At 64.0% G+C, this 23,656-nt stretch carries 19 protein-coding genes; 11 read left to right on the forward strand and 8 right to left on the reverse strand.

Translation table 11 applies throughout. The annotated features are described in order from the left end of the window. Complete coding sequence (gene gltA, locus DT068_RS20875) at window positions 1-1,299, reverse strand: citrate synthase (protein WP_119391820.1); 1,299 nt, start codon at window positions 1,297-1,299, stop codon at window positions 1-3. 100 nt (window positions 1,300-1,399) lie between these two features. Further along, window positions 1,400-2,824 (reverse strand): glutamate--tRNA ligase, encoded by a 1,425-nt coding sequence (gltX, locus tag DT068_RS20880; RefSeq protein WP_119391821.1) that lies wholly within the window; start codon window positions 2,822-2,824, stop codon window positions 1,400-1,402. Window positions 2,825-2,902: 78 nt separating this feature from the next. Here gltX and DT068_RS20885 point away from each other — a divergent pair, with 78 nt between their 5' ends. Together DT068_RS20885 and DT068_RS20890 are read left to right on the forward strand one after the other, a co-directional pair. Next, a complete protein-coding gene (locus tag DT068_RS20885) occupies window positions 2,903-5,050 on the forward strand; it encodes a ComEC/Rec2 family competence protein (protein ID WP_119391822.1) in 2,148 nt (715 codons plus the stop codon). Window positions 5,051-5,077: 27 nt separating this feature from the next. Continuing rightward, a complete protein-coding gene (locus DT068_RS20890; protein ID WP_368904894.1) occupies window positions 5,078-5,380 on the forward strand; it encodes a chorismate mutase in 303 nt (100 codons plus the stop codon). Here the strand turns inward: DT068_RS20890 and DT068_RS20895 are convergent. Then, a complete protein-coding gene (locus tag DT068_RS20895; protein ID WP_119391823.1) occupies window positions 5,377-6,453 on the reverse strand; it encodes a M48 family metallopeptidase in 1,077 nt (358 codons plus the stop codon). The two genes, DT068_RS20890 and DT068_RS20895, sit on opposite strands and share 4 nt — an antisense overlap. Further along, the gene (locus DT068_RS20900) at window positions 6,453-7,604 is read right to left on the reverse strand and encodes a YjgN family protein (protein ID WP_119391824.1); all 1,152 of its coding nucleotides are present in this window, start codon (window positions 7,602-7,604) and stop codon (window positions 6,453-6,455) included. The genes DT068_RS20895 and DT068_RS20900 overlap by 1 nt, the downstream gene beginning before the upstream one ends. A gap of 270 nt (window positions 7,605-7,874) precedes the next feature. Between DT068_RS20900 and ilvD the strand changes: the two genes are divergently transcribed. The 3 genes from ilvD to DT068_RS20915 are packed head-to-tail and all read left to right on the forward strand — an operon-like array spanning window position 7,875 to window position 11,760. Continuing rightward, window positions 7,875-9,599 (forward strand): dihydroxy-acid dehydratase, encoded by a 1,725-nt coding sequence (gene ilvD, locus DT068_RS20905; protein WP_119391825.1) that lies wholly within the window; start codon window positions 7,875-7,877, stop codon window positions 9,597-9,599. A 28-nt stretch (window positions 9,600-9,627) separates the two neighbouring features. Further along, window positions 9,628-10,497 (forward strand): tetratricopeptide repeat protein, encoded by an 870-nt coding sequence (locus tag DT068_RS20910; protein ID WP_162914348.1) that lies wholly within the window; start codon window positions 9,628-9,630, stop codon window positions 10,495-10,497. A gap of 57 nt (window positions 10,498-10,554) precedes the next feature. Then, complete coding sequence (locus DT068_RS20915; RefSeq protein ID WP_119391827.1) at window positions 10,555-11,760, forward strand: cytochrome P450; 1,206 nt, start codon at window positions 10,555-10,557, stop codon at window positions 11,758-11,760. A 24-nt stretch (window positions 11,761-11,784) separates the two neighbouring features. Here the strand turns inward: DT068_RS20915 and xth are convergent, their stop codons facing one another. The 3 genes from xth to erpA form a co-directional block, all read right to left on the reverse strand. Beyond that, a complete protein-coding gene (gene xth, locus DT068_RS20920) occupies window positions 11,785-12,555 on the reverse strand; it encodes an exodeoxyribonuclease III (protein ID WP_119391899.1) in 771 nt (256 codons plus the stop codon). A 106-nt stretch (window positions 12,556-12,661) separates the two neighbouring features. Beyond that, the gene (locus DT068_RS20925) at window positions 12,662-13,615 is read right to left on the reverse strand and encodes an aldo/keto reductase (RefSeq protein ID WP_119391828.1); all 954 of its coding nucleotides are present in this window, start codon (window positions 13,613-13,615) and stop codon (window positions 12,662-12,664) included. A 4-nt stretch (window positions 13,616-13,619) separates the two neighbouring features. Continuing rightward, window positions 13,620-13,949 carry an iron-sulfur cluster insertion protein ErpA gene (erpA, locus tag DT068_RS20930; RefSeq protein ID WP_119391829.1) on the reverse strand — a complete coding sequence of 110 codons (330 nt, stop codon included), beginning with the start codon at window positions 13,947-13,949 and terminating at the stop codon, window positions 13,620-13,622. 56 nt (window positions 13,950-14,005) lie between these two features. Here erpA and DT068_RS20935 point away from each other — a divergent pair, with 56 nt between their 5' ends. Next, window positions 14,006-15,193 (forward strand): deoxyguanosinetriphosphate triphosphohydrolase, encoded by a 1,188-nt coding sequence (locus DT068_RS20935; protein ID WP_368904897.1) that lies wholly within the window; start codon window positions 14,006-14,008, stop codon window positions 15,191-15,193. 48 nt (window positions 15,194-15,241) lie between these two features. Beyond that, entirely contained in the window at window positions 15,242-16,804 is a 1,563-nt protein-coding gene (locus DT068_RS20940) for a B12-binding domain-containing radical SAM protein (protein ID WP_119391831.1), read from the forward strand. A 12-nt stretch (window positions 16,805-16,816) separates the two neighbouring features. Here DT068_RS20940 and DT068_RS20945 read toward each other — a convergent pair whose 3' ends face one another. Then, entirely contained in the window at window positions 16,817-17,251 is a 435-nt protein-coding gene (locus DT068_RS20945; RefSeq protein ID WP_119391832.1) for an SH3 domain-containing protein, read from the reverse strand. A 201-nt stretch (window positions 17,252-17,452) separates the two neighbouring features. On the opposite strand from DT068_RS20945, the gene argS reads away from it, so the two are divergent. From argS to DT068_RS20965, 4 genes are all read left to right on the forward strand, one after another. Continuing rightward, a complete protein-coding gene (gene argS / locus DT068_RS20950) occupies window positions 17,453-19,189 on the forward strand; it encodes an arginine--tRNA ligase (protein WP_119391833.1) in 1,737 nt (578 codons plus the stop codon). Window positions 19,190-19,205: 16 nt separating this feature from the next. Beyond that, on the forward strand, window positions 19,206-21,698 hold the full coding sequence (locus DT068_RS20955) for an SPOR domain-containing protein (protein ID WP_119391834.1): 2,493 nt from the start codon (window positions 19,206-19,208) through the stop codon (window positions 21,696-21,698). 15 nt (window positions 21,699-21,713) lie between these two features. Further along, entirely contained in the window at window positions 21,714-22,742 is a 1,029-nt protein-coding gene (gene nagZ / locus DT068_RS20960) for a beta-N-acetylhexosaminidase (protein ID WP_368904900.1), read from the forward strand. A 78-nt stretch (window positions 22,743-22,820) separates the two neighbouring features. Beyond that, a complete protein-coding gene (locus DT068_RS20965; RefSeq protein WP_119391836.1) occupies window positions 22,821-23,639 on the forward strand; it encodes a segregation and condensation protein A in 819 nt (272 codons plus the stop codon). Window positions 23,640-23,656: the final 17 nt, after the last annotated feature.

Here is a 23,656-nt window from a genome sequence, read left to right on the forward strand (position 1 = left end):
CTACTTGCCGCGCTTGCTCATCTGCACGTAATCGCGGTGCGTCGAGCCGGTATAGAGCTGGCGCGGCCGGCCGATGCGCTGCGAGGGATCCTCGATCATTTCCTTCCACTGGGCGATCCAGCCGACAGTGCGCGCCACCGCGAACAGCACGGTGAACATGCTGGTCGGGAAGCCGAGCGCCCGGAGAATGATGCCGGAATAGAAATCGACATTGGGATAGAGCTTGCGCTCGATGAAATAGCTGTCACTGAGCGCGACGCGCTCCAGCTCGCGCGCCACGTCGAGCAAGGGGTCGTCCTTGATGCCGAGCTCGCCCAGCACCTCATGCGCTGTCTTCTGCATGATCTTGGCGCGCGGATCGTAGTTCTTGTAGACGCGGTGGCCGAAGCCCATCAGCCGGACATTCGCGTTCTTGTCCTTCACCTTGGCGATGAAGTCCGGAATCTTGTTGGCGTCGCCGATCTCTTCCAGCATCTTGAGGGCGGCCTCATTGGCGCCGCCATGCGCCGGGCCCCACAGGCAGGCGATGCCGGCCGCGATGCAGGCGAAGGGATTGGCGCCTGACGAGCCGGCGAGCCGCACCGTCGAGGTCGAGGCATTCTGCTCGTGATCGGCATGCAGGATGAAGATGCGATCCATGGCGCGCGCCAGGATCGGATTGACCTTGTATTCCTCGCACGGCACCGCGAAGCACATGCGCAGGAAGTTGGCGGCGTAGGACAGGTCGTTCTTCGGATAAACGAAGGGCTGGCCGATATGGTATTTGTAGGCCATGGCCGCGATGGTCGGCAGCTTGGCGATCATGCGGCGCGACGCGATCTCGCGCTGCTTGGGGTCGTTGATGTCGGTCGAGTCGTGATAGAAGGCCGACATGGCGCCGACCACGCCCACCATGACCGCCATCGGATGCGCGTCGCGCCGGAAGCCCTGGTAGAAGCGGGTCATCTGCTCATGGATCATCGTATGCATGGTGATCGCATGCTCGAATTCGCGCCGCTGGGCGGGCGTCGGCAGGTCGCCGTAATAGAGCAGGTAGCAGGTCTCGAGGAAGTCGCCATGCTCCGCCAGCTGATCGATCGGATAGCCGCGATAGAGGAGCACGCCCTCATCGCCGTCGATGAAGGTGATGTCGGACTCGCACGCCGCCGTCGAGGTGAAGCCGGGGTCGTAAGTGAAGATGCCGGCATCGCGGTAGAGATGGCCGATATCGATGACGTCGGGCCCCATCGTGCCCTTCTTCACCGGTAGATCGTAGGTCTTGTTGCCAAAGGTAAGAGTAGCTGACTCTTCCGTCGCCATCTCAGTGGGTTTCTTGGTCGCGGCTGCTGTTGTCATGTCTTCTGTCCCTGCCGTTTTCCATTGCTTTATGAGGAAAGTTTATTGCACTGCAGCATGACGGTCAACTTAACTTAAGGCCATCCTCAATACGTTTTAGTGACTCCTCGCGCCCGAGAACATCCAGGACATCGAAGATACCAGGGGACGTATTTGTTCCCGTGAGCACCGCGCGCAACGGCTGCGCCAGCTTGCCGAGCTTGGCGCCAGAGGCTTCCGCATATGCTTTAACCGCGGTCTCCAGGCCCTGTGCAGTCCAGTCCGCGCCGGTGAGCACGGGCAGCAGCCCCTGCAGGGCCGCGACACCGCCATCGGCCATGATCTGCCTTGCCTTGTCGTCCAGCGCGAGCGGGCGCTGGGCAAAGAGATATTGCGCGCTTTTCATCAGATCGACGAGGGTCTTCGCGCGTTCCTTCAGTCCCGGCATGGCGCGTTTCAGCTTGGCCCGCATGGCATCATCGATGCGGGCGAGCATTTCGGGCCCACCCGCCACATGCGGTAGAAAGGCGAGAAACGCCTGCAGCAGCGTCTCATCGTCCGTGTGCCGCATATAATGGCCGTTCAGGTTCTCGAGCTTGACGAAGTCGAAACGCGACGGCGACTTGCCGATGCCGTCGAGCCCGAACCAGTCGATCATCTGCCGGGTGGAGAAGATCTCGTCATCGCCATGGCTCCAGCCGAGGCGGGCGAGATAGTTGCGCATCGCTTCCGGCAGGTAGCCCATGGCGCGATAGGCCTCGACGCCAAGCGCCCCGTGGCGCTTCGAGAGCTTGGCCCCGTCCGGTCCATGGATCAGCGGGATATGCGCCATGTCCGGCACCGTCCAGCTCATCGCCCTGTAGATCTGGGTCTGGCGCGCCGCATTGGTCAGGTGATCGACGCCGCGGATGATATGGGTGACGCCCATATCGTGATCATCGACGACGACCGACAGATTATAGGTGGGATTGCCGTCTGACCTCAGGATAATCAGATCGTCGAGCTCTTTGTTCTGGAAAACGACCCGGCCCATCACATGATCGTCGATGACGGTTTCGCCATCCTGCGGCGCCTTGAATCGGATGGCGGGCCTGACTCCGGCCGGCGCGCTTGCGGGATCGCGGTCGCGCCAGGTTCCGTCATAGCGCACCGGGCGCTTCTCGGCCTCCGCCCTTTCCCGCATCTGCTGCAGCTCCTGGGGCGTGCAATAACAGCGATAGGCCAATCCGCGGGCGAGCAGGATCTCGGCCACCTCGCGGTGACGCGAGGCACGGGAAAATTGCGACTCCGCCTCGCCATCCCAATCGAGACCGAGCCAGGTCAGGCCATCGAGGATGGCCGCGACAGCCTCGGGCGTCGAGCGCTCGCGATCGGTATCCTCGATGCGCAGCAGCATCTTGCCCTTGGTTTTCCTGGCGAAAGCCCAGTTGAAGAGCGCGGTCCGGCCGCCGCCGATATGGAGAAAGCCGGTCGGCGAGGGGGCAAAACGTGTGATGACGGACGATGACATGGCCGCCTTTCTTGGCAATGATAGGTTCGGGATGGCGCCCGCTTAGCATAAGGGTCGGGCGCGTGTAAGGGGCGTGGCGTGGTCGACGGGGTTCAGGATTTCGCCGTCCTCGACGGCGGCAGGCGGGCCGGCTGGCGCCGTCGGGCGAAGGACATCCTCGCCGTCCAGGCGGGGACATTCTTCCTCTGGGCGCCCGTATGGCTGATGGCCGGCATCTGGACCTATTTCGCCCTGCCGCGCGAGCCGCCTTTGCTGGCTTTCGCCATCATCGCCGTCATTCTCATGCTTCTGGCTGGGATGCTGCGCCGGCGGCGCAGCGTGCCGGGCAAGATCCTGCTCATGCTGCTCGTCGGCTTCTCGCTCGCCAAGATCAGGACCGAATGGGTCGCCCCATCCACCTTGCGTGCCGCGACCGGCGAAGCCGTGCTGACCGGCGTCGTCGAGGATTTCGAGGCGAAGGGACCGCGCCGCGCCGTCGCGGTGATCCGCATCACGGGGCTCGAGGGCAAGGGGGTGACACGCATTCCCTCGCGCGCCAGGATTACCGTTTCGGGCGCAGCACCCTTGCGGCTCGGGCAGATCATCAAGGCCAGGGCACAGCTCTTCCCGCTGTCGCCGCCCGCCGTTCCCGGCGGCTATGACTATGGCCGCAGCCTGTGGTTCGAAGGCATTGGCGCCACGGGCAGGATCTATGGCGACATCAGCGATGAAGGCATGGACCCGTCGCTGGCGTTGCGCCTGCGCGCCGCGCTCGAGGAACTGCGCCAGGCGATCGGCGTCCGCATCCGGGCCGTCATGCCGAGGGAGCGCAGCGGCTTCGCGGAGGCGCTGATCACCGGTGAGAGAGGCACCATCCCGCACGCCGTCAATGACAGCCTGCAGACATCGGGCCTCGCCCACATTCTCTCGATCTCAGGCCTTCATATGTCGCTCGTCGCGGGCGGCGTGTTCTGGCTGGCGCGCGCGCTGCTGGCGTTGTCGACGACGCTGGCGACGCTCCATCCGATCAAGAAATGGGCGGCGCTCGTGGGGCTCACGGCGGGTTTCGCCTATATGCTGCTGGCCAGCGCGTCGGTCGCCACCCAGCGGTCCTTCATCATGCTGGCTGTCATGTTCATCGCGATCCTGGTCGATCGTCCGGCGCTGTCGATGCGCAACCTGGCCATCGCCGCTCTCGTTATCCTCATCGCCTTTCCGGAAACGGCGCTCGGCGCCAGCCTGCAGATGTCCTTCCTGGCCGTCATGGGGCTCCTCGCTTTCCATGAAGCATGGAGCGGATGGCGCGCGCGTCACGAGGGCGCCAGTCATGGATTCATCGGGCGCATTGCCGGCGCCATGTCGCGCAGCGTCGTCGCGGCCGGTTGCACCACTTTGGCGGCTGGCGGCTTCTCTTCGATCGCAGCCGCCTATCATTTCGGCCGCCTGGCGCCCTACAGCCTCATCGCCAATCTGCTCGCTTTACCGGTGATGTCGTTCATCGTGATGCCGATGGCGGCCATTTCCGTCCTGCTCATGCCTTTCGGTCTCGAAGCCTATCCCCTGCGCGCCCTGGATGAGGGCCTGGCGCTCATCCAGGCCATTTCGGACTGGACCAGCGGCCTGCCGCAGGCGCGCGGCCTGATCCCGGCGCTGCCGCTTCCGGCAGCTCTCCTTCTCACCTTGGCGGCGGTCATTCTTTGTCTGTTCAGGGGCGTGTTGCGCCTTCTGGCGCTTCCGGTCGCGGCCGTGGCGTTGGTGATGGCCGCCACCGCGGAACGGCCGGATCTTTATGTCGAGCGCGCGGCGAAGAACGTCGCGGTCCGCACCGACCGGGATGAGCTGGCGGTGGCGCATCCGCGCCGTGGCCGCTTCGCCGCCGCCATATGGCTCAGGATGGAAGGCGACGGCATGACACCGGCCGAAGCGTCGCGCCGCGCCGGCTGGGCCTGCGCGGAGGCGGTATGCCGCATCAGCGTCAAGGGCAGGCGCATCCTCTATCTGACGGACGAGCGGGCCGCCATGACGATCCCTTGCGCCGAAGCCGACATCCTCATCGCTGCCTTCCCGTTGCGTGGCCGCTGCCGCTCCGTGCCCTTGCGGATCGATCGCTTCACCGTTTGGCGCTCGGGGGCGCAGGCGCTTTATCTCGATGATGACGGCATCCGCCTCGCAACCTCGCGCGATGAGCAGGGCGAGCGACCCTGGGTCATCGTTCCCGAACCGCGTCGCAAGGACACATCGCGCTGATCCTGCCAAAGGTGCATGGCTTGCCGCATGATGAGCAAGCAACCGCCGAAGCCTTCATCCTCGCTCGCCGATCTGCGCCGCGAGATCGATGCCCTCGATGCCGAGCTTGTTTTGGTTCTGGCCCGCCGTCAGCGCTGCGTCGAGCGCGTGATCGAGATCAAGCGCGCGCAAAATCTCCCCGCCCGTCTGCCGGATCGCATCGATGAGGTCCTGAAGCGGGTGAGCAGCCTCGCGGCGGCACAGAAGCTCGATCCCGATCTGGCGGCGGCCGTATGGCGCGAGATGATCGAGCAGTTCATCGCCTTCGAGGAACGCATCCTCAAGCATTAATCGCAGATCTTCCTGAGGCTCTGCCAATCCGTGTCGGAGAGCGCCGGCCGAGCCGCCACGCCTTCAGGCAAGGGCTTGATGGCTTCGATCCGCTCATCGGTGACGGGATGGGTCGACATCATGTCGCCCATCGCATCGAAGAGGCCGCCGCCCGAGCCGCCGCTGCCCTCCAGCTTCTTGAGCTCCTCGAAGAAGCGCTTGAAACCCATCGGATCGATGGCGGCATGGACGAGGGCCGTCTGCGCAAAGCTGTCGGCCTCGCGCTCCGCATCGCGTGAGTACTGCAGGATGGCGAGGAGGCCGGCGAGGCTGCTGACCGTATCGCCCCCACCCGAGGCGATCCTGAGCAGGAGCTCGATGCCCATGGCCCGGATAAGCTGCGCCTCGGAATGGCGATGATAGACATGGCCGATCTCATGGGCGAGGACGCCCGCAACCTCGTCGGGTGTCCTGGCCGCATCGATGAGCTTGCGCGTCATCACGATACGGCCACCCGGCAGCGCGAAGGCATTGAGGATCTTGAGATCATAGATCTTGACCTCGAAGCTCGGTATTTCCGGATTGCCCTCCGTCATCCGCGCCGCAAGCCGGCGCAGCGTGTCATTGCCGGCGCTGGTGGCGCAGAGCTTGCCGTCATTCGCCAGTGTCGCCTCGACCTGGTTGCCGAGGCTGTCGCGCCAGCTGTCGGGCAGGACGAAGGCCAGAGTCTGCGGCGCGTAGGACAAGAGCACATAGAGCACGCCCGCAGTGGCAAGCGCGCTGGCCGCGACGATGGCCGCAATCCGGCCGGCACGTCGCGGATTGAAACCGCCGGCGAGATGCGGGGCACGCGCCACAAGCTCGCGGGCGAAAGCTTCCTGCGTGATCACGAGACGGGCGCCGGGCTCCGATTCATGGCTGAGCCGGAAAGGATAGCCTGGCTGCGGCGGCGTCACGGCGGTAAGGCCCGACAGCGACCAGATGCGCTGCGCCACATCGAGGCCCTCGATCTGCAGGCCCTGGGCTGTGATCTCGGCCACGGCCATGTGGTCGCGCGCGATCTCGCCATCGAAGAAGCGCGCGTCGGTCCGCATCAGATCCAGCTCACATCGAAGGCATCGGCGAGACCTTCGCCGGTGCGGCCAACGGCCTCACGAGATTGCAGGATGGCATTGACATCGACGATCCCATCGGCGCTGAGGCGCGAGACCAGGTAGCGGACCAGACGCTGCTGTGCGAAGGGCGTGGCGATGCCGAGCGTGAAGACGATGAGCAGGAGATTGCCGAGCACCAGCCAGATGAGACTGCCGGCCGTCGTCTCCAAGCGGAAGCGCGCATTGTCGAGGGTCGTGTAGGAGGCGAAGATCGACAGCTCGCGTGCGACATAGAAGGCCCAGGTGATTGACGATACGATGGCGAACAGGACGAAGGCGCCGACGATCGCGAAACCGATCACCAGGCCGATCCTGTGGGCGTCGGGCACTGGATTGGATGGATCGGTTGTGACAGAGCCCCCGATGGCCTTCAATTCGTCGCCAAACAGCCCATAGACGCCGAAACCTGCCAGCAAAGCCACTGCAATGAAAGCCAGGAGGGTGACCACCCAGCAAATCGCATAGGGCCCGTAAAGCGGTCCGGCGCGCCCTTTGAAGCGGAATGGCATGCTGCCGATGCGCATGTCGCCCGTCATGCGCTCCTGCAAGTTGAGGTTCATGGCAGGCGTCGACCAGCCGAGTGTCATACTGCGTAGCAACATAGCGCCGAAGTAGAGCAGGCTGTAGGTCATGGACGAGCCGACAAGCGAGGCACGGATGCCGCGCCACAAGGTGCGGGACAGCTGATACCGGCGGGCCCGGTAGAGCGCCATGCCCCAAAGTAGGAAGATGACCAGGACAAGCACGAGGTTGGCCCCGATAAGGAGCGGGTGCTCGGGACCGAGGCTGAGCTGCAGGACCGTGAGCACCACGGAGACCGGCAGGAAGAACACAGCAAAAACGATCAGGAAGCCGAGAAAGAGCTCGATGCCCCGCCCGGTATATTCGAGCGGCTCGCCATTGATATGGACACAACCCCAGATGTGTCTCCGGACATTTGTCTTCGCCCAGAAGCGGTAGACGGTGAGTGTCAGGACCATGAGGAGGGCATTGAGCAAGGCGATTTTGCCCAGGCCGGGCTTGTCGACATAAGTGAAGGAGAGAGGGGTGTCGCTGCCGCTACCCCTGGCACCAAATGCTTGAAATGTCATGGAATCATGCCGTCCTTGATGAGTCCTGGGCCCATTCTACAGGTAATTTCGGGGCGATCCAGAGTCGCGCAACTTTTAGTGTATGTAACGGAATGTTGCGGAAATGTCACAAGGCCAGCTTTTGTTTAGGATGACACTGACCCTGCCACAATCAACCTTCCATCCGCCCAATTTTGCCAATAACCGTAAGGGTTAGGTAGGTGTCGGGCTGGTAAACAGCGCCAAAATGGGACAGGAGCCGGCTGGCTGGCTCCGTGGTGTGGATAGACGATGGATGCAAAAACCATAACAAAAACAAGACTTCCCAGCCGTCATGTGACTGAAGGCCCGCAGCGCGCCCCGCATCGCTCGTTCTTCTACGCCATGGGGTTGTCGCAGGCCCAGATCAACCAGCCCCTGGTTGGCGTCGCCTCCTGCTGGAACGAGGCCGCGCCGTGCAATATTTCCCTGATGCGCCAGGCCCAGGCGGTGAAACGCGGGGTTGCGGCGGCCAATGGGACCCCTCGCGAGTTCTGCACCATTACGGTCACCGACGGCATCGCCATGGGTCACCAGGGCATGAAGGCGTCGCTGATTTCGCGCGAATGCATTGCCGATTCGGTCGAGCTCACCATGCGCGGCCACTCCTACGATGCGCTTGTCGGCGTGGCGGGCTGCGACAAGTCCTTGCCCGGCATGATGATGGCCATGGTCCGGCTCAACGTGCCCTCTGTGTTCATCTATGGCGGGTCGATCCTGCCCGGGACTTTCAAGGGCCGTCCTGTCACCATCCAGGACGTTTTCGAGGCCGTCGGCATGCATTCGGTCGGCCGGATGAGCGATGCCGACCTTGAGAAGCTGGAGCAGGTGGCCTGTCCGTCGGCTGGCTCCTGCGGCGCCCAGTTCACCGCCAATACGATGGCGACGGTGGCCGAGGCGATCGGCCTCGCTTTGCCTTATTCTTGCGGCGCGCCGGCGCCCTATGAGATCCGCGATACCTTCTGCTTCGCTTCGGGCGAGAAGGTGATGGAGCTGATCGCCCGCAATATCCGCCCGCGCGATATCGTCACCCGCAAGGCGCTTGAGAATGCCGCGACCGTGGTTGCCGCTTCCGGCGGGTCGACCAATGCCGCGCTCCATCTCCCCGCCATCGCCCATGAGGCCGGCATCAAGTTCGATCTCTTCGATGTGGCCGGGATATTCAAGCGCACGCCCTATGTCGCCGACCTCAAGCCCGGCGGCAAATATGTCGCCAAGGACATGTTCGAAGCGGGCGGCATCCCGCTGCTGATGAAGACGCTGCTCGATCACGGCTTCCTGCATGGGGATTGCCTTACAGTGACCGGCCGGACCGTGGCCGAGAACATGGCCAAGGTGAAGTGGAATCCCGATCAGGACGTCGTCCGGCCGGCCGATAAGCCGATCACCCGCACCGGAGGCGTCGTCGGCCTCAAGGGCAATCTGGCGCCTGAGGGGGCCATCGTGAAGGTGGCCGGCATGAAGAACCTGAAATTCTCAGGGCCGGCCCGCTGCTTCGATACCGAAGAGGCCTGTTTCGAGGCGGTGACCCACCGCCGGTACAAGGAAGGGGAGGTCCTGGTCATCCGCTATGAAGGGCCGCGGGGCGGTCCCGGCATGCGCGAGATGCTGGCGACGACGGCTGCCCTTTACGGCCAGGGCATGGGTGACAAGGTGGCCCTGATAACCGACGGCCGCTTCTCTGGCGCCACCCGCGGCTTCTGCATCGGCCATGTGGGGCCGGAAGCCCAACTTGGCGGGCCGATCGGGCTGATCGAGGACGGTGACATTATCACCATCGACGCCGAGGCCGGGCGCCTCGATGTAAATGTCACAGTTGAGGAACTTTCTCGCCGTAAAAAGGACTGGAAACCGCGCGAGCATGGCTATGGAGCCGGCGCGCTATGGAAATATGCGCAGCAGGTCGGTCCTGCCGTGAGCGGCGCAGTGACCCATCCCGGAGGATCACACGAAGGTGTCTGCTACGCCGATATATGATCGGCGCGCGAGTATGTTGGCGCGTGGAATGGGTGCGACAGTTGCGGTCATCGCCGTCTGGTTCGCGCTCCTTCCGGATTCTGCCCGCGCCGAGGAGGACGGCTGGACCTCCGATTTCTACTCCTATCTGCCGGCCGCCCCCGACATCAAGGCGCCGGACCTCGATTTCATCCCGTTCTGGACGGGCGATCTCAAGAAGGCCAAGCGCGCGTACAAGGACGGCGACTTCGACAAGGCGCGCAAATATTTCGAGCGCGCTTCCGATGACAACAACATCGTGGCGGACTGGTATCTGGGCCACATGTATCGCCTGGGCCGCGGCGTGCCGCGCGACGACGCCAAGGCCTTTTCCTATTACGGACGGGTCGCCGATGCGTTCGATTCGGAGGAGAGCGACCAGAATCGCCTCAGGATCATGGTCGACGCGCTGGTCAGGGTCGCCGACTACTACCGGACCGGCAGCAAGGCCGCGGGCGTGGCGCAGAATTTCGACCGGGCGAGCCGCATCTATCGCCTCGCCGCCACCTATGGCCACCCGGCCTCGCAATATGCGCTGGGCGTCATGGCAATGCGCGGGCAAGGCATGCGCAAGCAGCCGGAGCAGGGTTTGCGCTGGCTGCTGGCGGCGGCGAAGAAGCGCTATGCGCCGGCGGAGGCGGCCCTGGGCGATCTCTATTGGCGGGGCGATGTCGTGCGCCGCGACCGGACCCGCGCCATCATGTGGTATCTGCTCGCCCGTTCGACGACGCGGCCGGGCGAGCAGCCGGCGATCTACGACCAGCTCGACAAGATGCTGGCCGAGACCAGCGAGGCTGAAAGGCTCGAGGCGGAAGCGCGCGCCACCGTATGGGCGGACCAGTATCCCGCCGATGACGAGGACAATCAGACGCCGGAATAGCCTTGGCATCCCGCCCCGGGCGAGTGGGCGCGCATCGCGAGCAGCAATGAGCAACCCATGAGCCAGCGTATCGATTTCACCAGCCAGGACTACTTCCGCAATCCCGCCGCCGGGATCGAAAAACTGAGGGCATCCGGCCCGGTTGTTGCGGCCAGATTCCCGATCATCGGGCCAGTCTGGATCACGACGACACATGAGCTGGCCAATCGCGTCCTGAAGGACTCGGAAACCTTCACCTTGCGCCGCAATGGCAGGGTCGCCGGGCTTCGCTGGTGGATGCCCGGGCTGATACGCGCGGTCGCCGACAACATGCTGATGATGGACGAGCCTGACCACACGCGGCTGCGCAGCATCGTGGACGAAGCCTTTCGCCGGCGCGCGATCCTCGCCATGGAGCCGCGCATCGCCGCCATCGCCGACGAACTCGCGGCCAAGCTGTTCGACCATGGAAGTCCCGCCGATATCGTCGAGAGCTATGCGCGCAGACTGCCGCTCTCCGTCATCTGCGAACTGCTCGGCCTGCCGGAAGCGGACAGGCCGAAATTCATGGCATGGACCGGCCGCTTTACCCGCCTCACCGGTATCTTTGGCTTGCTTGGCCTCTTTCCGGCCCTGGCGGCGATGCGGCGTTACCTGGCTGCACGTCTCGAGGCGGCGCGCGAAACGGGAGGCGAGGGTCTGATCGCCGAGCTTGTCCGCGTGGAGAAGGAGGGCGGGCGCATCAGCTCCCGAGAGATGGTGGCGATGGTCTTCCTGCTGCTCGGCGCCGGCACCGAAACCACCACGCACCTGATCAGCGGTTCGGTCTACGAGGTGACGAGAAACCCGCAGCTGCGCGACTGGCTCGAGGAAGACTGGACCCGCGCCGGCCTGGCGATCGAGGAATTTCTCCGGTTCGTTTCGCCGGTGCAGTTCTCCAAGCCGCGGCACGTGCGCAGGGACGTGGATCTCGACGGCGTCCGCGTAGAAAAGGGCGAGAGGATAATGGTGATGCTGGCGGCCGCGAACATGGACGCGCAGGTGTTCGAGCGGCCGGGCGTGCTCGAGCTCGAACGGCGGCCCAATCCTCACATCGCCTTCGGGACCGGTATCCACTTCTGTCTTGGCCATCAGCTTGCGCGCATCGAGGGCAGATGCGCGTTGCAGGCATTGTTCAAACGCTGGCCGCGACTTGAACTGGCCGTGCCGGAAGCAGAGATTCGGTGGCGGCCGCGGCCGGGTCTCAAGGCGATAGCAAGCCTGCCGGTAAAGACGCGCACATAACAGACCAAAATCGAGAACGGAGCCTTACGCCGCCAGTTCGACCAGCACCGGCACGTGATCCGATGGCTTCTCCCAGGCACGCACATGCTTGTCGATGCGGGTCGATGTGAGCCGGTCGGCGGCCTGCGGCGAGAGCAGCAGGTGATCGATGCGGATGCCGTTGTCGCGCCGCCTGGCGATATCCTGATAGTCCCAGAAAGTGTAGATGCCGGGCTCCGGATTGAGCGTGCGCACCGCTTCGGTGAAGCCCAGATTGATCAGCTCACGGAACTTCGTCCTTGTCGGCGGCAGGAACAGGGCGTCGTTCACCCACACTTGCGGGTTCTTGGCGTCGATCGGCTGCGGGATGACATTGTAGTCGCCGGCCAGCACCAGGGGCTCCTCGAATTTGAGAAGTCCGTCCGCATGGGCAATGAGGCGGTCCATCCAGGCGAGCTTGTAGGCATATTTCTCGCTCGCCACCGGATTTCCGTTGGGCAGATAGATCGAGGCGACGCGAACGCCGGAGACGACCGCCTCGACATAGCGAGCCTGTTCGTCGCCATCATCGCCGGGCAGGCGGGTCTTCACCTCATCGAACGGAAGCTTCGACAGGACGGCGACGCCATTATAGGTCTTCTGCCCATGGACGGCGACATTGTAGCCGAGATCCTCGAAGGTCTGGCGCGGAAACGCATGATCCTCGCATTTGAGCTCCTGAAAGCAGGCGACATCGGGGGACGCTTCCTTCAGCCAGGCGACGATGGTTTCGAGCCGCGCCTTGGCGCTGTTGACGTTCCAGGTTGCGATCAGCATGGGGACACCACTGAAGATGAGAGAGAGCAGGCGATGATTGCAAGCTATCGCGCGATCGCGCAAGCGCTGATGAAGTCTCCCGCAGCTGCTACTGACAGAAAGGAACCTAGCTGGCGCTCGCCTCAGTGAGCTGTTTGACCTCGACGGCTGTGAGCTCGAGTTCCGTCGCCTTGATCAGATCGCCGAGCTGCTCGATACCGGTGGCGCTGGCGATCGGGGCCACGAGTCCGGGGCGCGCGATGAGCCAGGCGATGGCGACCTGCGCCGGGGTGGCGTTCCTGGCTTTCGCCACGGCATCGAGCGCGCTCAGGATACGCAAGCCGCGCTCGTTGAGATAGTTGCCCATCTCATCGCCGCGCGCCGCGCTCTTGGCGAAGTCGGCGGGCTTGCGATATTTGCCGGAAAGAAAGCCCTTGGCGAGTGAGAAGTAGCTCGTCACGCCGATCTCGTTCTCGGCGCAGAAACCCTCGAGCTCGGCTTCATAGCCAGAGCGGTCATAGAGATTGTAGTGGGTCTGCAGGTTCTCAAAGCGCGGCCAATGATGCCGGGCGCTGATGGCGAGCGCATCGCGCATGGTCAGGGCACTGTGGTTCGAATTGCCGATGACGCGCACCTTGCCTTGCTTGACCAGATCGGCATAGGCGCCGAGCGTGTCCTCCATATCGGCCTCGGGATCCTCCCAGTGGGAGAGATAGAGATCGATATAATCGCTCTGCAGGCGCTTGAGCGAAGCCTCCACGGCACTCAAGATGTAGCGGCTCGACAGGCCCTTCTTGCCGGGGCCCATTTCGGAGCCGACCTTGGTGGTCACGATCACGCTCGAGCGGTTGCCCCGCGCTTTCATCCATTTGCCGATGATGGCTTCGGATTCGCCGCCCTCATTGCCCGGCTTCCAGCGCGAATAGACGTCTGCCGTATCGATCAGGTTGAATCCGGCAGCGACGAAGGCGTCGAGCACCGCGAAAGAGGTCTTCTCGTCGGCGCTCCAGCCAAATACATTTCCGCCGAGCCCCAGTGGCGCGACCATGAGGTCCGATCGGCCTAGTCTGCGTTTTTGCATGGGATCAGATGGAGAAGCTGGTGCCGCAGCCGCAGGACATGGTCGCCTGCGGATTGTTGATCTTGAAGCTCTGACCGATGAGATCGTCGACGAAATCGATCTCCGAGCCCCCCATATAGACGAGCGAGACGGAATCGATCAGAACAGTAGCGCCATCTCTCTCGATCACCAGATCGTCCTCCGCGCGTTGGGAGTCGAGCTTGAAGTCATACTGGAAGCCGGAGCAGCCGCCGCCCTCGACCGCGACACGCAAGGCCGTGGCGCCGGGCTGTGCCGCCACGATATCCTTGATGCGGGTGGCCGCACGAGGCGTTATGGAAACCGTATCCGTCATAGCTACATATGTCGTGCGCCGAAAGGGTCTTGTCAACCGGGGGAGACCCTAGGCGCATGCGGGCCCCCTATGCGTCAGACCCGGCCAAGAGCCGTGGCCGGCTGGTTCCCGAGCCCGAAGCCCCGCCGCGCACGCCCTTCGAGCGCGACCGCGACCGCATCATCCATTCATCCGCCTTCCGCCGCCTCAAGCACAAGACCCAGGTCTTCGTCTATCATGAAGGTGATCACTACCGAACGCGACTCACCCATTCGATCGAGGTCGCCCAGATCGCCCGTTCCATCGCCCGGGCGCTCCGGCTCGACGAGGACCTGACCGAAGCGCTGGCGCTCGCCCATGACCTTGGCCATACGCCCTTCGGCCATGCCGGCGAGCGCGAGCTCGACCGGCTGATGCGCGACCACGGCGGCTTCGACCACAATGCCCAGAGCCTGCGCATCGTGACCAGGCTCGAACGCCGCTATGCCGCATTCGACGGGCTGAATCTCACCTGGGAAACGCTGGAAGGCCTGGTGAAGCACAATGGACCGCTGATCGACGGCGAAGGCCATGCGCAGGGTGCCTATCGCGAGACCGGCTTGCCGGCCGCCATCATCGACTATGCCGAGGCGCATGACCTCATGCTGGCCTCTTTCGCGTCGGCCGAAGCCCAGGCCGCGGCGATCGCGGACGACATCGCCTATAACGCCCATGACATCGACGACGGGCTCAGGGCCGGCCTGTTCGATGTGATAGACCTGGGCGACGATCCGCTCGTCGGCGCCGCTCTGGCGCAAGTGCTGAAGGCCTATCCAAGGCTCGAGCGCCCGCGCATGATCCATGAGACGGTGCGCCGCCTGATCTCCGCCATGGTGGGCGACGTGCTTGCCGAAAGCGGCCGGCAGCTTCGCGCCTTCAAGCCGACATCGGCCGAGGAGGTGAGGGCCTTGCGGATGCCGATGGTCAGCTTCGGTGCGCAGATGAAGGAAAAGAACCGCGTGCTGCAGGCGTTCCTGTCGCATCGCATGTACCGCCATGAGCGCGTGCTTGCCATCATGGAGCGCGCCCAGCGCGTCATTCGCGATCTCTTCGAAGCCTATATGGACAAGCCCGCGCTCATGCCGGCCGACTGGCGCGAGGATTCATTCACTGACGACAGGAGCGGCTTCGCCCGCCAGGTCTGCGATTTCATTGCCGGCATGACCGATCGTTACGCTCTTGACCAGCACAAGAAGCTGTTCGACCTCGACCCGCTGTTCAGATGACCTGAAGTCCGGTAGACTTCGCCGCGAGAGGCGCGCGGAGACACGAGCATGGCCGACATCGTCCTCATCAACCCGAAATTCGAGATCTCCTTCTGGGGCCTGGAACATGCGTTGCCGCTGCTCGGCAAGCGCGCCAACATGCCGGTGGCGGCACTGCCGCTCATTGCCGCGCTGACTCCCGAGCCGCACCGCATCACCCTCATCGACGAGAATGTCGAGGCGATCGATTTCGAGCGCTGCGCCAAGGCTGACATCGTCGCGGTCACCGGCATGATCGTTCAGCGCCATCGCATGCGCGAGATCCTGACCGAATTGAAGCGGCGTAATTGCTACACGGTCGTCGGCGGCCCGTGGGTCTCGGTGAGGGAGGACTATTTCGGCGCACTTGTCGATGCCATCTTCGTCGGCGAGGCGGAGGAGACCTGGCCCGAATTCCTGGAGGACTGGGAGGCGGGGACCGTCAAGCCGCGTTATGAGCAGGCCGAGAGGACGGACTTGAGCAAAATACCGCCGCCACGCCTCGATCTGCTCAAGATGAATCGTTACGCCTTCGGCTCGGTGCAGTTTTCGCGCGGCTGTCCCTTCACCTGCGAGTTCTGCGACATCATCGTCATCTTCGGCAGGAGACCGCGACTCAAGACTTCGGACCAGATCCTGGTTGAGCTCGAGGCGCTGCGCGCCCAGAAGCTGGAACTCGTCTTCATCGTCGACGACAACATCATCGGCAACAAGAAGGCGATCAAGGAGGTCCTGCACAGCGTCATCGACTGGCAGCGCCGCAACGGCTATCCGCTGATGTTCGTCACCGAGGCATCGATTGATCTCGCCGATGACGAGGAGCTGATGCAGCTGATGGTCGACGCCAATATCGGCGCCGTCTTCGTCGGCATCGAGACGCCCAACGAGGAATCGCTCAAGGAGGCGAAGAAGCTGCAGAATCTGCGCAAGGGCGGCAGCCTTGCCGACAAGGTGCGGCGCATCCAGGACCACGGCATGGAGGTGTGGGCCGGGATGATCCTCGGCTTCGATAATGACGATGAGAAGATATTTTCCGCCCAGGAGCTTTTCCTGCGCGAGGCGCGCATCTCGACCGCCATGGTGGGCATGCTTTCGGCCATTCCGCGCACGCCGCTCTATGATCGTCTCAAGCAGGCGGGCAGGCTCGATGAAAATGACGATCCGGCGCATGGCACCAATGTGCTGCCCGTCAACATGTCGCGCGAGGCGCTGAGCCAGGGCTATGTCAAGCTGATGGCCGGCCTCTATGAGCCCAAGGCCTATTTCGACCGCGTCGATGATCTCTATCGCGACGGCGGCATCGTCATCGACCGGGCATGGCAGGATTACGGGCGCCAGCATCCCTGGGCGCACCGGGCCCGCCGGGTGCGGTTGTGGGCGGAATCGATCGGCCTCCTGCTGCGCGTTCTCGCCAAGGTTCCCGACAGCTCGCTGCGCCGGGTCTACCGCCGGCGCTTCATGGCGTTCCTGAAAGCGCGTCCCGAGCCGTCGGTCCTGAGGATCTATGCGTTGAAATGCGCCATCCACTGGCACATGCACAAATTCATCCGCAGGCTGATGACCACGGAGAAGCCGCTGGTCAATACCTATTGAGCCCGAGCAGGCTTACCGTGGGCAGGGGAAGCCCGGCGCGATCTTGCACTTCTTGGGCGGGCGTGGGCGATGCGGCGGGCGCGGCCGATGCGGGCGGCCCGGACGCCAGTGATGCGGCCGGTAATAGTGACCGGGGCTGATATAGATCTCCGGGCGCAGCACGATCACGCTGGTGGGTTCTTCGCCACGGGCCAGATAGTTGCACGACACCCAGCCGCGCACGCCACGGCTGCGCACCAGGCACCAGCCATCCTCGCTGTCGATCACATCGACGCCGGTGTCGGCAGGAAGCGTTGCGATTCGGTCGAACTGAGTGCCCGGGCCGGTGCGCACATTGAGATCGGTCGCCGTATAGGCTTCCGCCGCATAGGCGGCACCTGCCGTGATGAGGCCCGCGCCAAGCAGCGCACAGGCGACGAGGGTGGATTTCAGGGTGAGCAGCCGCATGACAGAACTCCCGGATTCGCTGAACCCCTGCTGATTATCATCCAGCCTTCGAATGGTCACGATTTTCAGGCACTTACGCCTTGATTCTTTTCCTTCATCGTAAATGACGAGGCGTCATTCCTCCGTCGCAGCGTTTGACGCCCCTTACGTCATCCGGTAGGGCAGAGCCGGACCAAAAACCCAAGTCGTTTGCAGAGTTACATGAACCTTTTCGCCCATTTCCAACAGATCGTCCGTGCCGAAATCGAAGCGCTGGCAAAGGCCGGCAAGCTGCCGGCCGGTCTCGATGTCAGCCGCGTGGCGGTCGAGCCGCCGCGTGAGGCCTCGCATGGCGATCTCGCCACCAACGCCGCCATGGTGCTTGCCAAGCCTGCCGGCCTCCAGCCGCGCGGCTTGGCCCAGCTTCTGGTCGGGCGGCTCGCCGACAATCCCGATATTCAGTCGACGGATATTGCCGGGCCGGGCTTCATCAATATCAGGTTGAAACCGGCCTTCTGGCCGAAGCTCCTGGCCTCCGCTTTGGCGCTGGGCGATGGCTACGGCCGCTCCACGCTGGGCGCGGGCGGCAAGGTCAATGTCGAATATGTTTCCGCCAATCCGACAGGACCGTTGCATGTCGGTCATTGTCGCGGCGCCGTCTTCGGCGACGCGCTGGCCGAACTCCTGAGCGTCGCCGGCTTTGCGGTGACGCGCGAATACTACATCAACGATGCGGGCGCGCAGGTCGACGTCCTCGCGCGTTCCGCCTATTTGCGGTACCGTGAAGCGCTGGGCGAGGACATCGGCGAGATTCCCTCAGGCCTCTATCCCGGCGACTATCTGAAGCCCGTCGGTGAGGCTCTCGCCAGAGAGCATGGCCGGTCGCTGCGCGATCGCTCGGAGGAATTCTGGCTGCCGATCGTGCGCGACAAGGCGATCGCCATGATGATGGACCTCATTCGCGACGACCTGGCGGCGCTGAACATCCACCAGGAAGTCTTCGCTTCGGAGAAATCACTGCACGAGACGGGCGAGGTCGATCGCACGGTCGAGGATTTGCGCGCCCGCGGCCTTATCTATGAAGGTCGCCTGCCGCCGCCCAAGGGCGAGCTGCCGGAGGATTGGGAGGACCGCGAGCAGACGCTGTTCCGCGCCACCCAGTTCGGCGACGACATCGACCGCCCGCTGATCAAGTCGGACGGTTCCTATACCTATTTCGCCTCCGACATCGCCTATTCGCGCCACAAGATCCGGCGCGATTTCAAGGAGCTCGTCTATGTTCTGGGCGCCGATCATTCGGGTTATGTGAAGCGCCTCGAGGCGATCGGTGCCGCCAATGCCGGCAATCGCGACGTGAAGGTCATCGTCAGGCTGTGCCAGCTGGTGAAGCTGTTCCGGGGCGGCGAGCCGGTGCGCATGTCGAAGCGGGCCGGGGAATTCGTGACTTTGCGCGATGTCGTCGAGGAGGTGGGGCCGGACGTCGTGCGTTTCATGATGCTCTACCGCAAGAACGAGGCGCCCCTCGATTTCGACTTCAAGAAGGTCACCGAACAGTCGAAGGAGAACCCGGTTTTCTACGTCCAGTACGCCCATGCGCGGATCTGCTCGGTGTTCCGCAATGCCGGCCCAGCTCTTACCGAAAGCGCGGAAAAGCCCGATTTTTCGCGGCTTGTCGACGAGGCGGAACTGCAGATGGTGCGCCGGATCGGCGAATATCCCCGGGTCGTGGAAGCCGCCGCCGCGGCTCACGAGCCCCACAGGATAGCGTTTTATCTGTATGATCTCGCTAGCGATTTCCATGCCCTTTGGAACAAGGGCAAAGAGTCGCCGCAATTAAGATTTATTTTGGGTTCCGACATGCAAACTAGCCTTGCACGGCTCGCTTTATTGCGCGTGATTCGCTATGTTCTGGCCAACGGACTAAGAATCCTCGGAGTGAAGCCCGTAGAGGAAATGTAGACGCGGGAACAAGTTGATGGATCAAGATACTTCGAACAGTCCCGGCAAGGCTCGTTGGCGCGAAAGGCTGGGCATGGGGAATTCCGGCAAGGAGCTGCCGAAGATTTCCGATGATTTCAAGCCCGTGTCGCCGCCGCCACCGAAATCGGCCTCGCCGCGCGATGCGCGGCTGCCGCAGGCCAGTATTCACGGCCATCAGCCCGTGACCCGGCCGGCGCCGATGGCGCCGCGCACGCCGCCGCAGGCTGGCGGTCAGCGCAGCCCGCAGGCGAGCGGCGCCCGCCCGATCGCCCCGGTGCCGCAAGGTGCCGCCGGATTGGGGGATCGGCTTCGCGCCGAGCGTCAGGCTGCCGAGCGCCTTGCCGAGCAGCGTGTCGCCCAGGCGCGCGGCAAGAGCATGGATCGGCCGCTGACGCCGCCGCAGAACATGGCTCCGCCATCGCCGCGGCCCGCCGCGCCCGAGCGGCCGAAATTCAGCTTCTCGCCGGAAGAGCTGGCCAAAGACAAGCGCGAGGCAGCCCCGCCGCCGGAACGTAAGCGCGAAGCTCCACCCCCACCGCCGGAACGCGAATATCCATCCTTCTCCGCCAAGAGCAGCGCCGGCGCAGCGCCGCCACCGCCCTTGACCCCGCCGCGTCCCGCTCTGGGCAATGCCGGTGCACAGCCGCAGCGCCAGGCGCCCCCCAAGCCGCAGGCGAGCAATCTGCCACCAGCGGCGGGGCCGGCTTTCCAGCCGCGCTATAACGGCCCGCCGCAGCCCACGGGCGGCAATTATCGTTCCCTCGACCCGCCGCCAGGCAGTCTGGCACCGCGGCCGCGGCCCTATGCCGACACCGCTGCCTATCGCGAGGAGCCGCTGGCGCGCCGTGAGGAGCCGCTTGCGCGCCGTCCCGCTCCCGCCAATCGCGAATATGACTCCTATCGGCGCGGGCCTGCTTTGCCGCCGCAGCCGGCCTATGGCGACGAGACGAACGGTCCGGTCTTTGCGGACTATCGCCGCCGTCAGCAGGTTCCGGCGCGCGCCCGCCAGCCGGCTTATGACGAGGATGTCAACGAGGTCTTCGAGGATGATGAGCCGCAGCGGCCGCAACGCCGCCGCGCCTCGGCCCAGGACTATAACCGCGCCTATCGCGACTATGAGGATGGCTACGAGGCGGAAGCGCCGCGTCGCCGCGGCCCCTGGCTGTGGTTGCTGGCAATTGCTCTCGGTGGTGTGCTCGTTACCGGTGGAATTATCTACTACTACTTGAACTATTATAAACCGCTCGGTCAGGCCAATGGCGGCAATGTGCCGACGATCGAGGCGCCGGAGAACAGCCCCAAGACCGCGCCCGAGACCCAGGGCGGCTCGCTGTCAGGAACGTCGCAGCCCGCCGCCGGCGGCAAAAAAGAGATATATGATCGCATCCTCGGCGATGACGAGGTGGGCGGCAACCAACTCGTGCCGACGCAGGAGCAGCCGCAAACAGTCCAGCCGACGGGTGACAATCAGGGACAGGATGCCGCGCCTATCCCCAACCCGGCCAGCGGTACTCAGGACAACAGCGCCGAGCCGTTGCCCTTGCCTTTGCCTCCGCCAGGGGAGCAGGGCAGCTTGCCCAGCAATGCAAGCCAGCAGACAGCAGCTTTGGGAGCCGTGAACAACGGCACGGCTCCCCAACCGGTTCCGGAACCCGCCTCGAGCAACACCGCCGATACCGGCGCGCCCGTTCCAGGGCAGCTCGCCAAAGCGAGCGAGCAGATCGCCTCATCGCCGCCGCCGTCCGCCGAACAACCCGCTACCCAGCCGCCGCCCGCCGTCGAACAGGTCGTCAGCGCTCCCGAGCCGCTCCCTGTCAAGCCCGCCAAACCGAAGCTCAAGGCCGAGAAGAAGGCCGTCCAGAAAGTCGCCGCGACCGATGACGGTGAGCAGGGCGGCGTCGAGCCGCTCGTTCTCGTTCCGCCCGCCCAGCCCGCGAACAACCAGGTCGCCGAGCCCGACGCCTTGCCGCAGAATGTCGAGAATGCCGCGACCGAGCAGAAGTCGAAATCCTTCTTCAATTTCGGCACCACCGGCAAGCGCAAGCTGACCGGCAAGGCCGCCGAGAATGCCGCCGCACGCGGCACCGCCGCCAGCGGCAACTGGGCCAATTCGCCCGATCCCAACAGCGTGCCCGCCGACAGCGAACCGCAGCAGCAGGTCGCTTCCATCGCCCCGGAGCCCGAGCCGATACCGGCGCCTGAGCCGCAGCAGCCGGCCAAGCAGGCCAAGCCCTCAGGCACGGGTTTTGTCGCGCAGCTCGCCTCCTTCCGCTCGGAGGCGGAAGCGATGGCCGAATACGACCGTCTTCGCGCCAAGCACGGCAGCATACTGAACGGCTTGAACCCGCGCGTCGTCAAGGCGACGGTTGCCGGCGCTTCCCGCTATCGTCTCGGCGTCGGCCCGATGGCTTCGCGCGATGCGGCTTCGAAAGTCTGCAATTCACTGATCGCCGCCGGCGAACGTGACTGCCTCGTGCGCGGCAACTGAACTTTCGGGACACTCGTGGCAAAATCGAAAACCGTGGGCGCGCTGATCGTCGGCTGCGCCGGTACTGCGCTCACCGACGCCGAGATTTCGTTCCTCCAGAGATACAATCCCTGGGGCTTCATCGTGTTCAAGCGCAATTGCGAGTCGCCGGAGCAGTTGAAGCGGCTCACCACGGCGTTTCGCGATGCCGTCGGACGCCGCAATGCGCCTGTTTTCATCGACCAGGAGGGTGGGCGCGTGCAGCGCATGGGGCCGCCATCCAATGTCTGGCGTAAATATCCGGCTGCCCGCCTCTATGGCGCGCTCTATGAGCGTGACATGATGGCGGGACTTAGGGCCCCGCGCCGCGTGGGCCGCCTGATGGCGGAGGATCTTTTTGAAGCCGGTATCACCTGCGATTGCGTGCCGGTGCTCGATGTGCCGCAGCCCGGCAGCCACGAGATCATCAGCGATCGCGCCTATGCTGTTTCCGCCGAGCGGGTGGCGCTCCTGGCGCGCGCCCACATTGCCGGCCTTGTCGATGGCGGTGTGCTGCCGGTGATGAAGCATATACCGGGCCATGGCCGCGCCGGCGTCGACAGCCATGTGAGCCTGCCGGTCGTGGATACGCCGCTGGCGGAGCTGAGCGCGGTCGATTTTCTTCCCTTCGCGGCCTTTGCCGACGCGCCCATGGCCATGACGGCGCATGTGGTCTACACCGACATCGATCCCAACCAGCCCGCCACCCTGTCACGCAAGGTCATTGCGAAAGTGATTCGCAAGACCATCGGCTTCGACGGGCTCTTGATGACGGACGACCTGTCGATGCGGGCCTTGAGCGGCAGCTTCACCGACAAGGTCAAGGGAGCGCTTGCCGCCGGTTGCGACATCGTCCTTCATTGCAATGGCAATCTGGATGAGATGACGGAGGTCGCGGAAGCTGCAGGCGCGCTGAAGGGCAGGTCGATGACCCGGGCCCGGCGCGCCCTCAAGGGCCAGCGCAAGCCTGGAAAATTCGACCGGCGGGCGGCGCTCAAGGACCTCGAACGGCTCGAAAAGCTTTGAATCTGGGGATAATCTGTCGGGAGTGGGGCGAATCACTACCGCTTTCTGCGACAAGCGGATTAAAGCGACCGGACGACGATGACCAACGAAGAAAACAGCACTGAGACCATATGGCCGGACGGCGAAGGGCCGGTTCGCCAGGAGGCACCGCCTGCCGATGAAGAGACCTTCATCGTCGATGTGACGGGCTTCGAAGGGCCACTCGACCTGCTGCTCGAGCTGGCGCGCCACCACAAGATCGATCTCTCGCAGATATCGATCGTGGCGCTGGTCGACCAGTATCTCGCTTTCATCGAGCAGGCGCGCCAGCGGCGGCTCGAGATCGCCGCCGACTATCTGGTGATGGCTGCCTGGCTCGCCTATCTCAAGTCACGGCTGCTGCTGCCGCGGGCGCCGGGCGAAGAGGAGATGCCGGCAGAAGATCTGGCCGCCCAGCTCTCGTTCCGCCTGCAGAAGCTGCAGGCGATGCGCGATGCCGCCGCCCAATTGATGTCGCGCAACCGCCTGGGCCGCGATGTGTTCGAGCGTGGCGAGCCGGAGAAGCTCGTCTTTGACACCAAGGTCGAATATGTCGACAATCTCATCGATCTGCTGAAGGCCTATGCCGAGCGCCGCCAGAGACGGTCGCGCCACAACACCTATACCGTGAAGCGTATCAAGGCCTGGTCGATCAAGGATGCCCGCCAGCTGCTCGAGCGCCTCGTCGGACGCATGGACAATTGGGACAGTCTCGATGCGTGGCTCGCGGACTATGTCGGCACGCCGGAAGGCCGCACGACGGTGATCGCTTCGAGCTTCACGGCAAGCCTTGAGTTGGCGCGCGAAGGCGTGATCGAGATCCGCCAGGAACGGGCCTTCGAGCCTATTTACATGCGCCGGCGCGCCAGCGCCGCGTGAAAAGTGCGTAAGAAGGA

It is taken from the genome of Taklimakanibacter lacteus (assembly GCA_003576695.1).
Taxonomy (GTDB): domain Bacteria; phylum Pseudomonadota; class Alphaproteobacteria; order Rhizobiales; family Aestuariivirgaceae; genus Taklimakanibacter; species Taklimakanibacter lacteus.

Excerpts from the sequence above, each read along its gene's own strand:
- DT068_RS20935 (WP_368904897.1), top strand. The coding sequence starts at position 14,006 with ATGCGGGCCCCCTATGCGTCAGACCCGGCCAAGAGCCGTGGCCGGCTG.
- gltA (WP_119391820.1), bottom strand. The coding sequence starts at position 1,299 with ATGGCGACGGAAGAGTCAGCTACTCTTACCTTTGGCAACAAGACCTAC.
- xth (WP_119391899.1), bottom strand. The coding sequence starts at position 12,555 with ATGCTGATCGCAACCTGGAACGTCAACAGCGCCAAGGCGCGGCTCGAA.
- DT068_RS20925 (WP_119391828.1), bottom strand. The coding sequence starts at position 13,615 with ATGCAAAAACGCAGACTAGGCCGATCGGACCTCATGGTCGCGCCACTG.
- DT068_RS20910 (WP_162914348.1), top strand. The coding sequence starts at position 9,628 with ATGGGTGCGACAGTTGCGGTCATCGCCGTCTGGTTCGCGCTCCTTCCG.
- DT068_RS20945 (WP_119391832.1), bottom strand. The coding sequence starts at position 17,251 with ATGCGGCTGCTCACCCTGAAATCCACCCTCGTCGCCTGTGCGCTGCTT.
- DT068_RS20955 (WP_119391834.1), top strand. The coding sequence starts at position 19,206 with ATGGATCAAGATACTTCGAACAGTCCCGGCAAGGCTCGTTGGCGCGAA.
- DT068_RS20965 (WP_119391836.1), top strand. The coding sequence starts at position 22,821 with ATGACCAACGAAGAAAACAGCACTGAGACCATATGGCCGGACGGCGAA.
- DT068_RS20900 (WP_119391824.1), bottom strand. The coding sequence starts at position 7,604 with ATGACATTTCAAGCATTTGGTGCCAGGGGTAGCGGCAGCGACACCCCT.
- erpA (WP_119391829.1), bottom strand. The coding sequence starts at position 13,949 with ATGACGGATACGGTTTCCATAACGCCTCGTGCGGCCACCCGCATCAAG.
- DT068_RS20940 (WP_119391831.1), top strand. The coding sequence starts at position 15,242 with ATGGCCGACATCGTCCTCATCAACCCGAAATTCGAGATCTCCTTCTGG.
- DT068_RS20915 (WP_119391827.1), top strand. The coding sequence starts at position 10,555 with ATGAGCCAGCGTATCGATTTCACCAGCCAGGACTACTTCCGCAATCCC.
- gltX (WP_119391821.1), bottom strand. The coding sequence starts at position 2,824 with ATGTCATCGTCCGTCATCACACGTTTTGCCCCCTCGCCGACCGGCTTT.
- argS (WP_119391833.1), top strand. The coding sequence starts at position 17,453 with ATGAACCTTTTCGCCCATTTCCAACAGATCGTCCGTGCCGAAATCGAA.
- DT068_RS20890 (WP_368904894.1), top strand. The coding sequence starts at position 5,078 with ATGATGAGCAAGCAACCGCCGAAGCCTTCATCCTCGCTCGCCGATCTG.
- ilvD (WP_119391825.1), top strand. The coding sequence starts at position 7,875 with ATGGATGCAAAAACCATAACAAAAACAAGACTTCCCAGCCGTCATGTG.
- DT068_RS20895 (WP_119391823.1), bottom strand. The coding sequence starts at position 6,453 with ATGCGGACCGACGCGCGCTTCTTCGATGGCGAGATCGCGCGCGACCAC.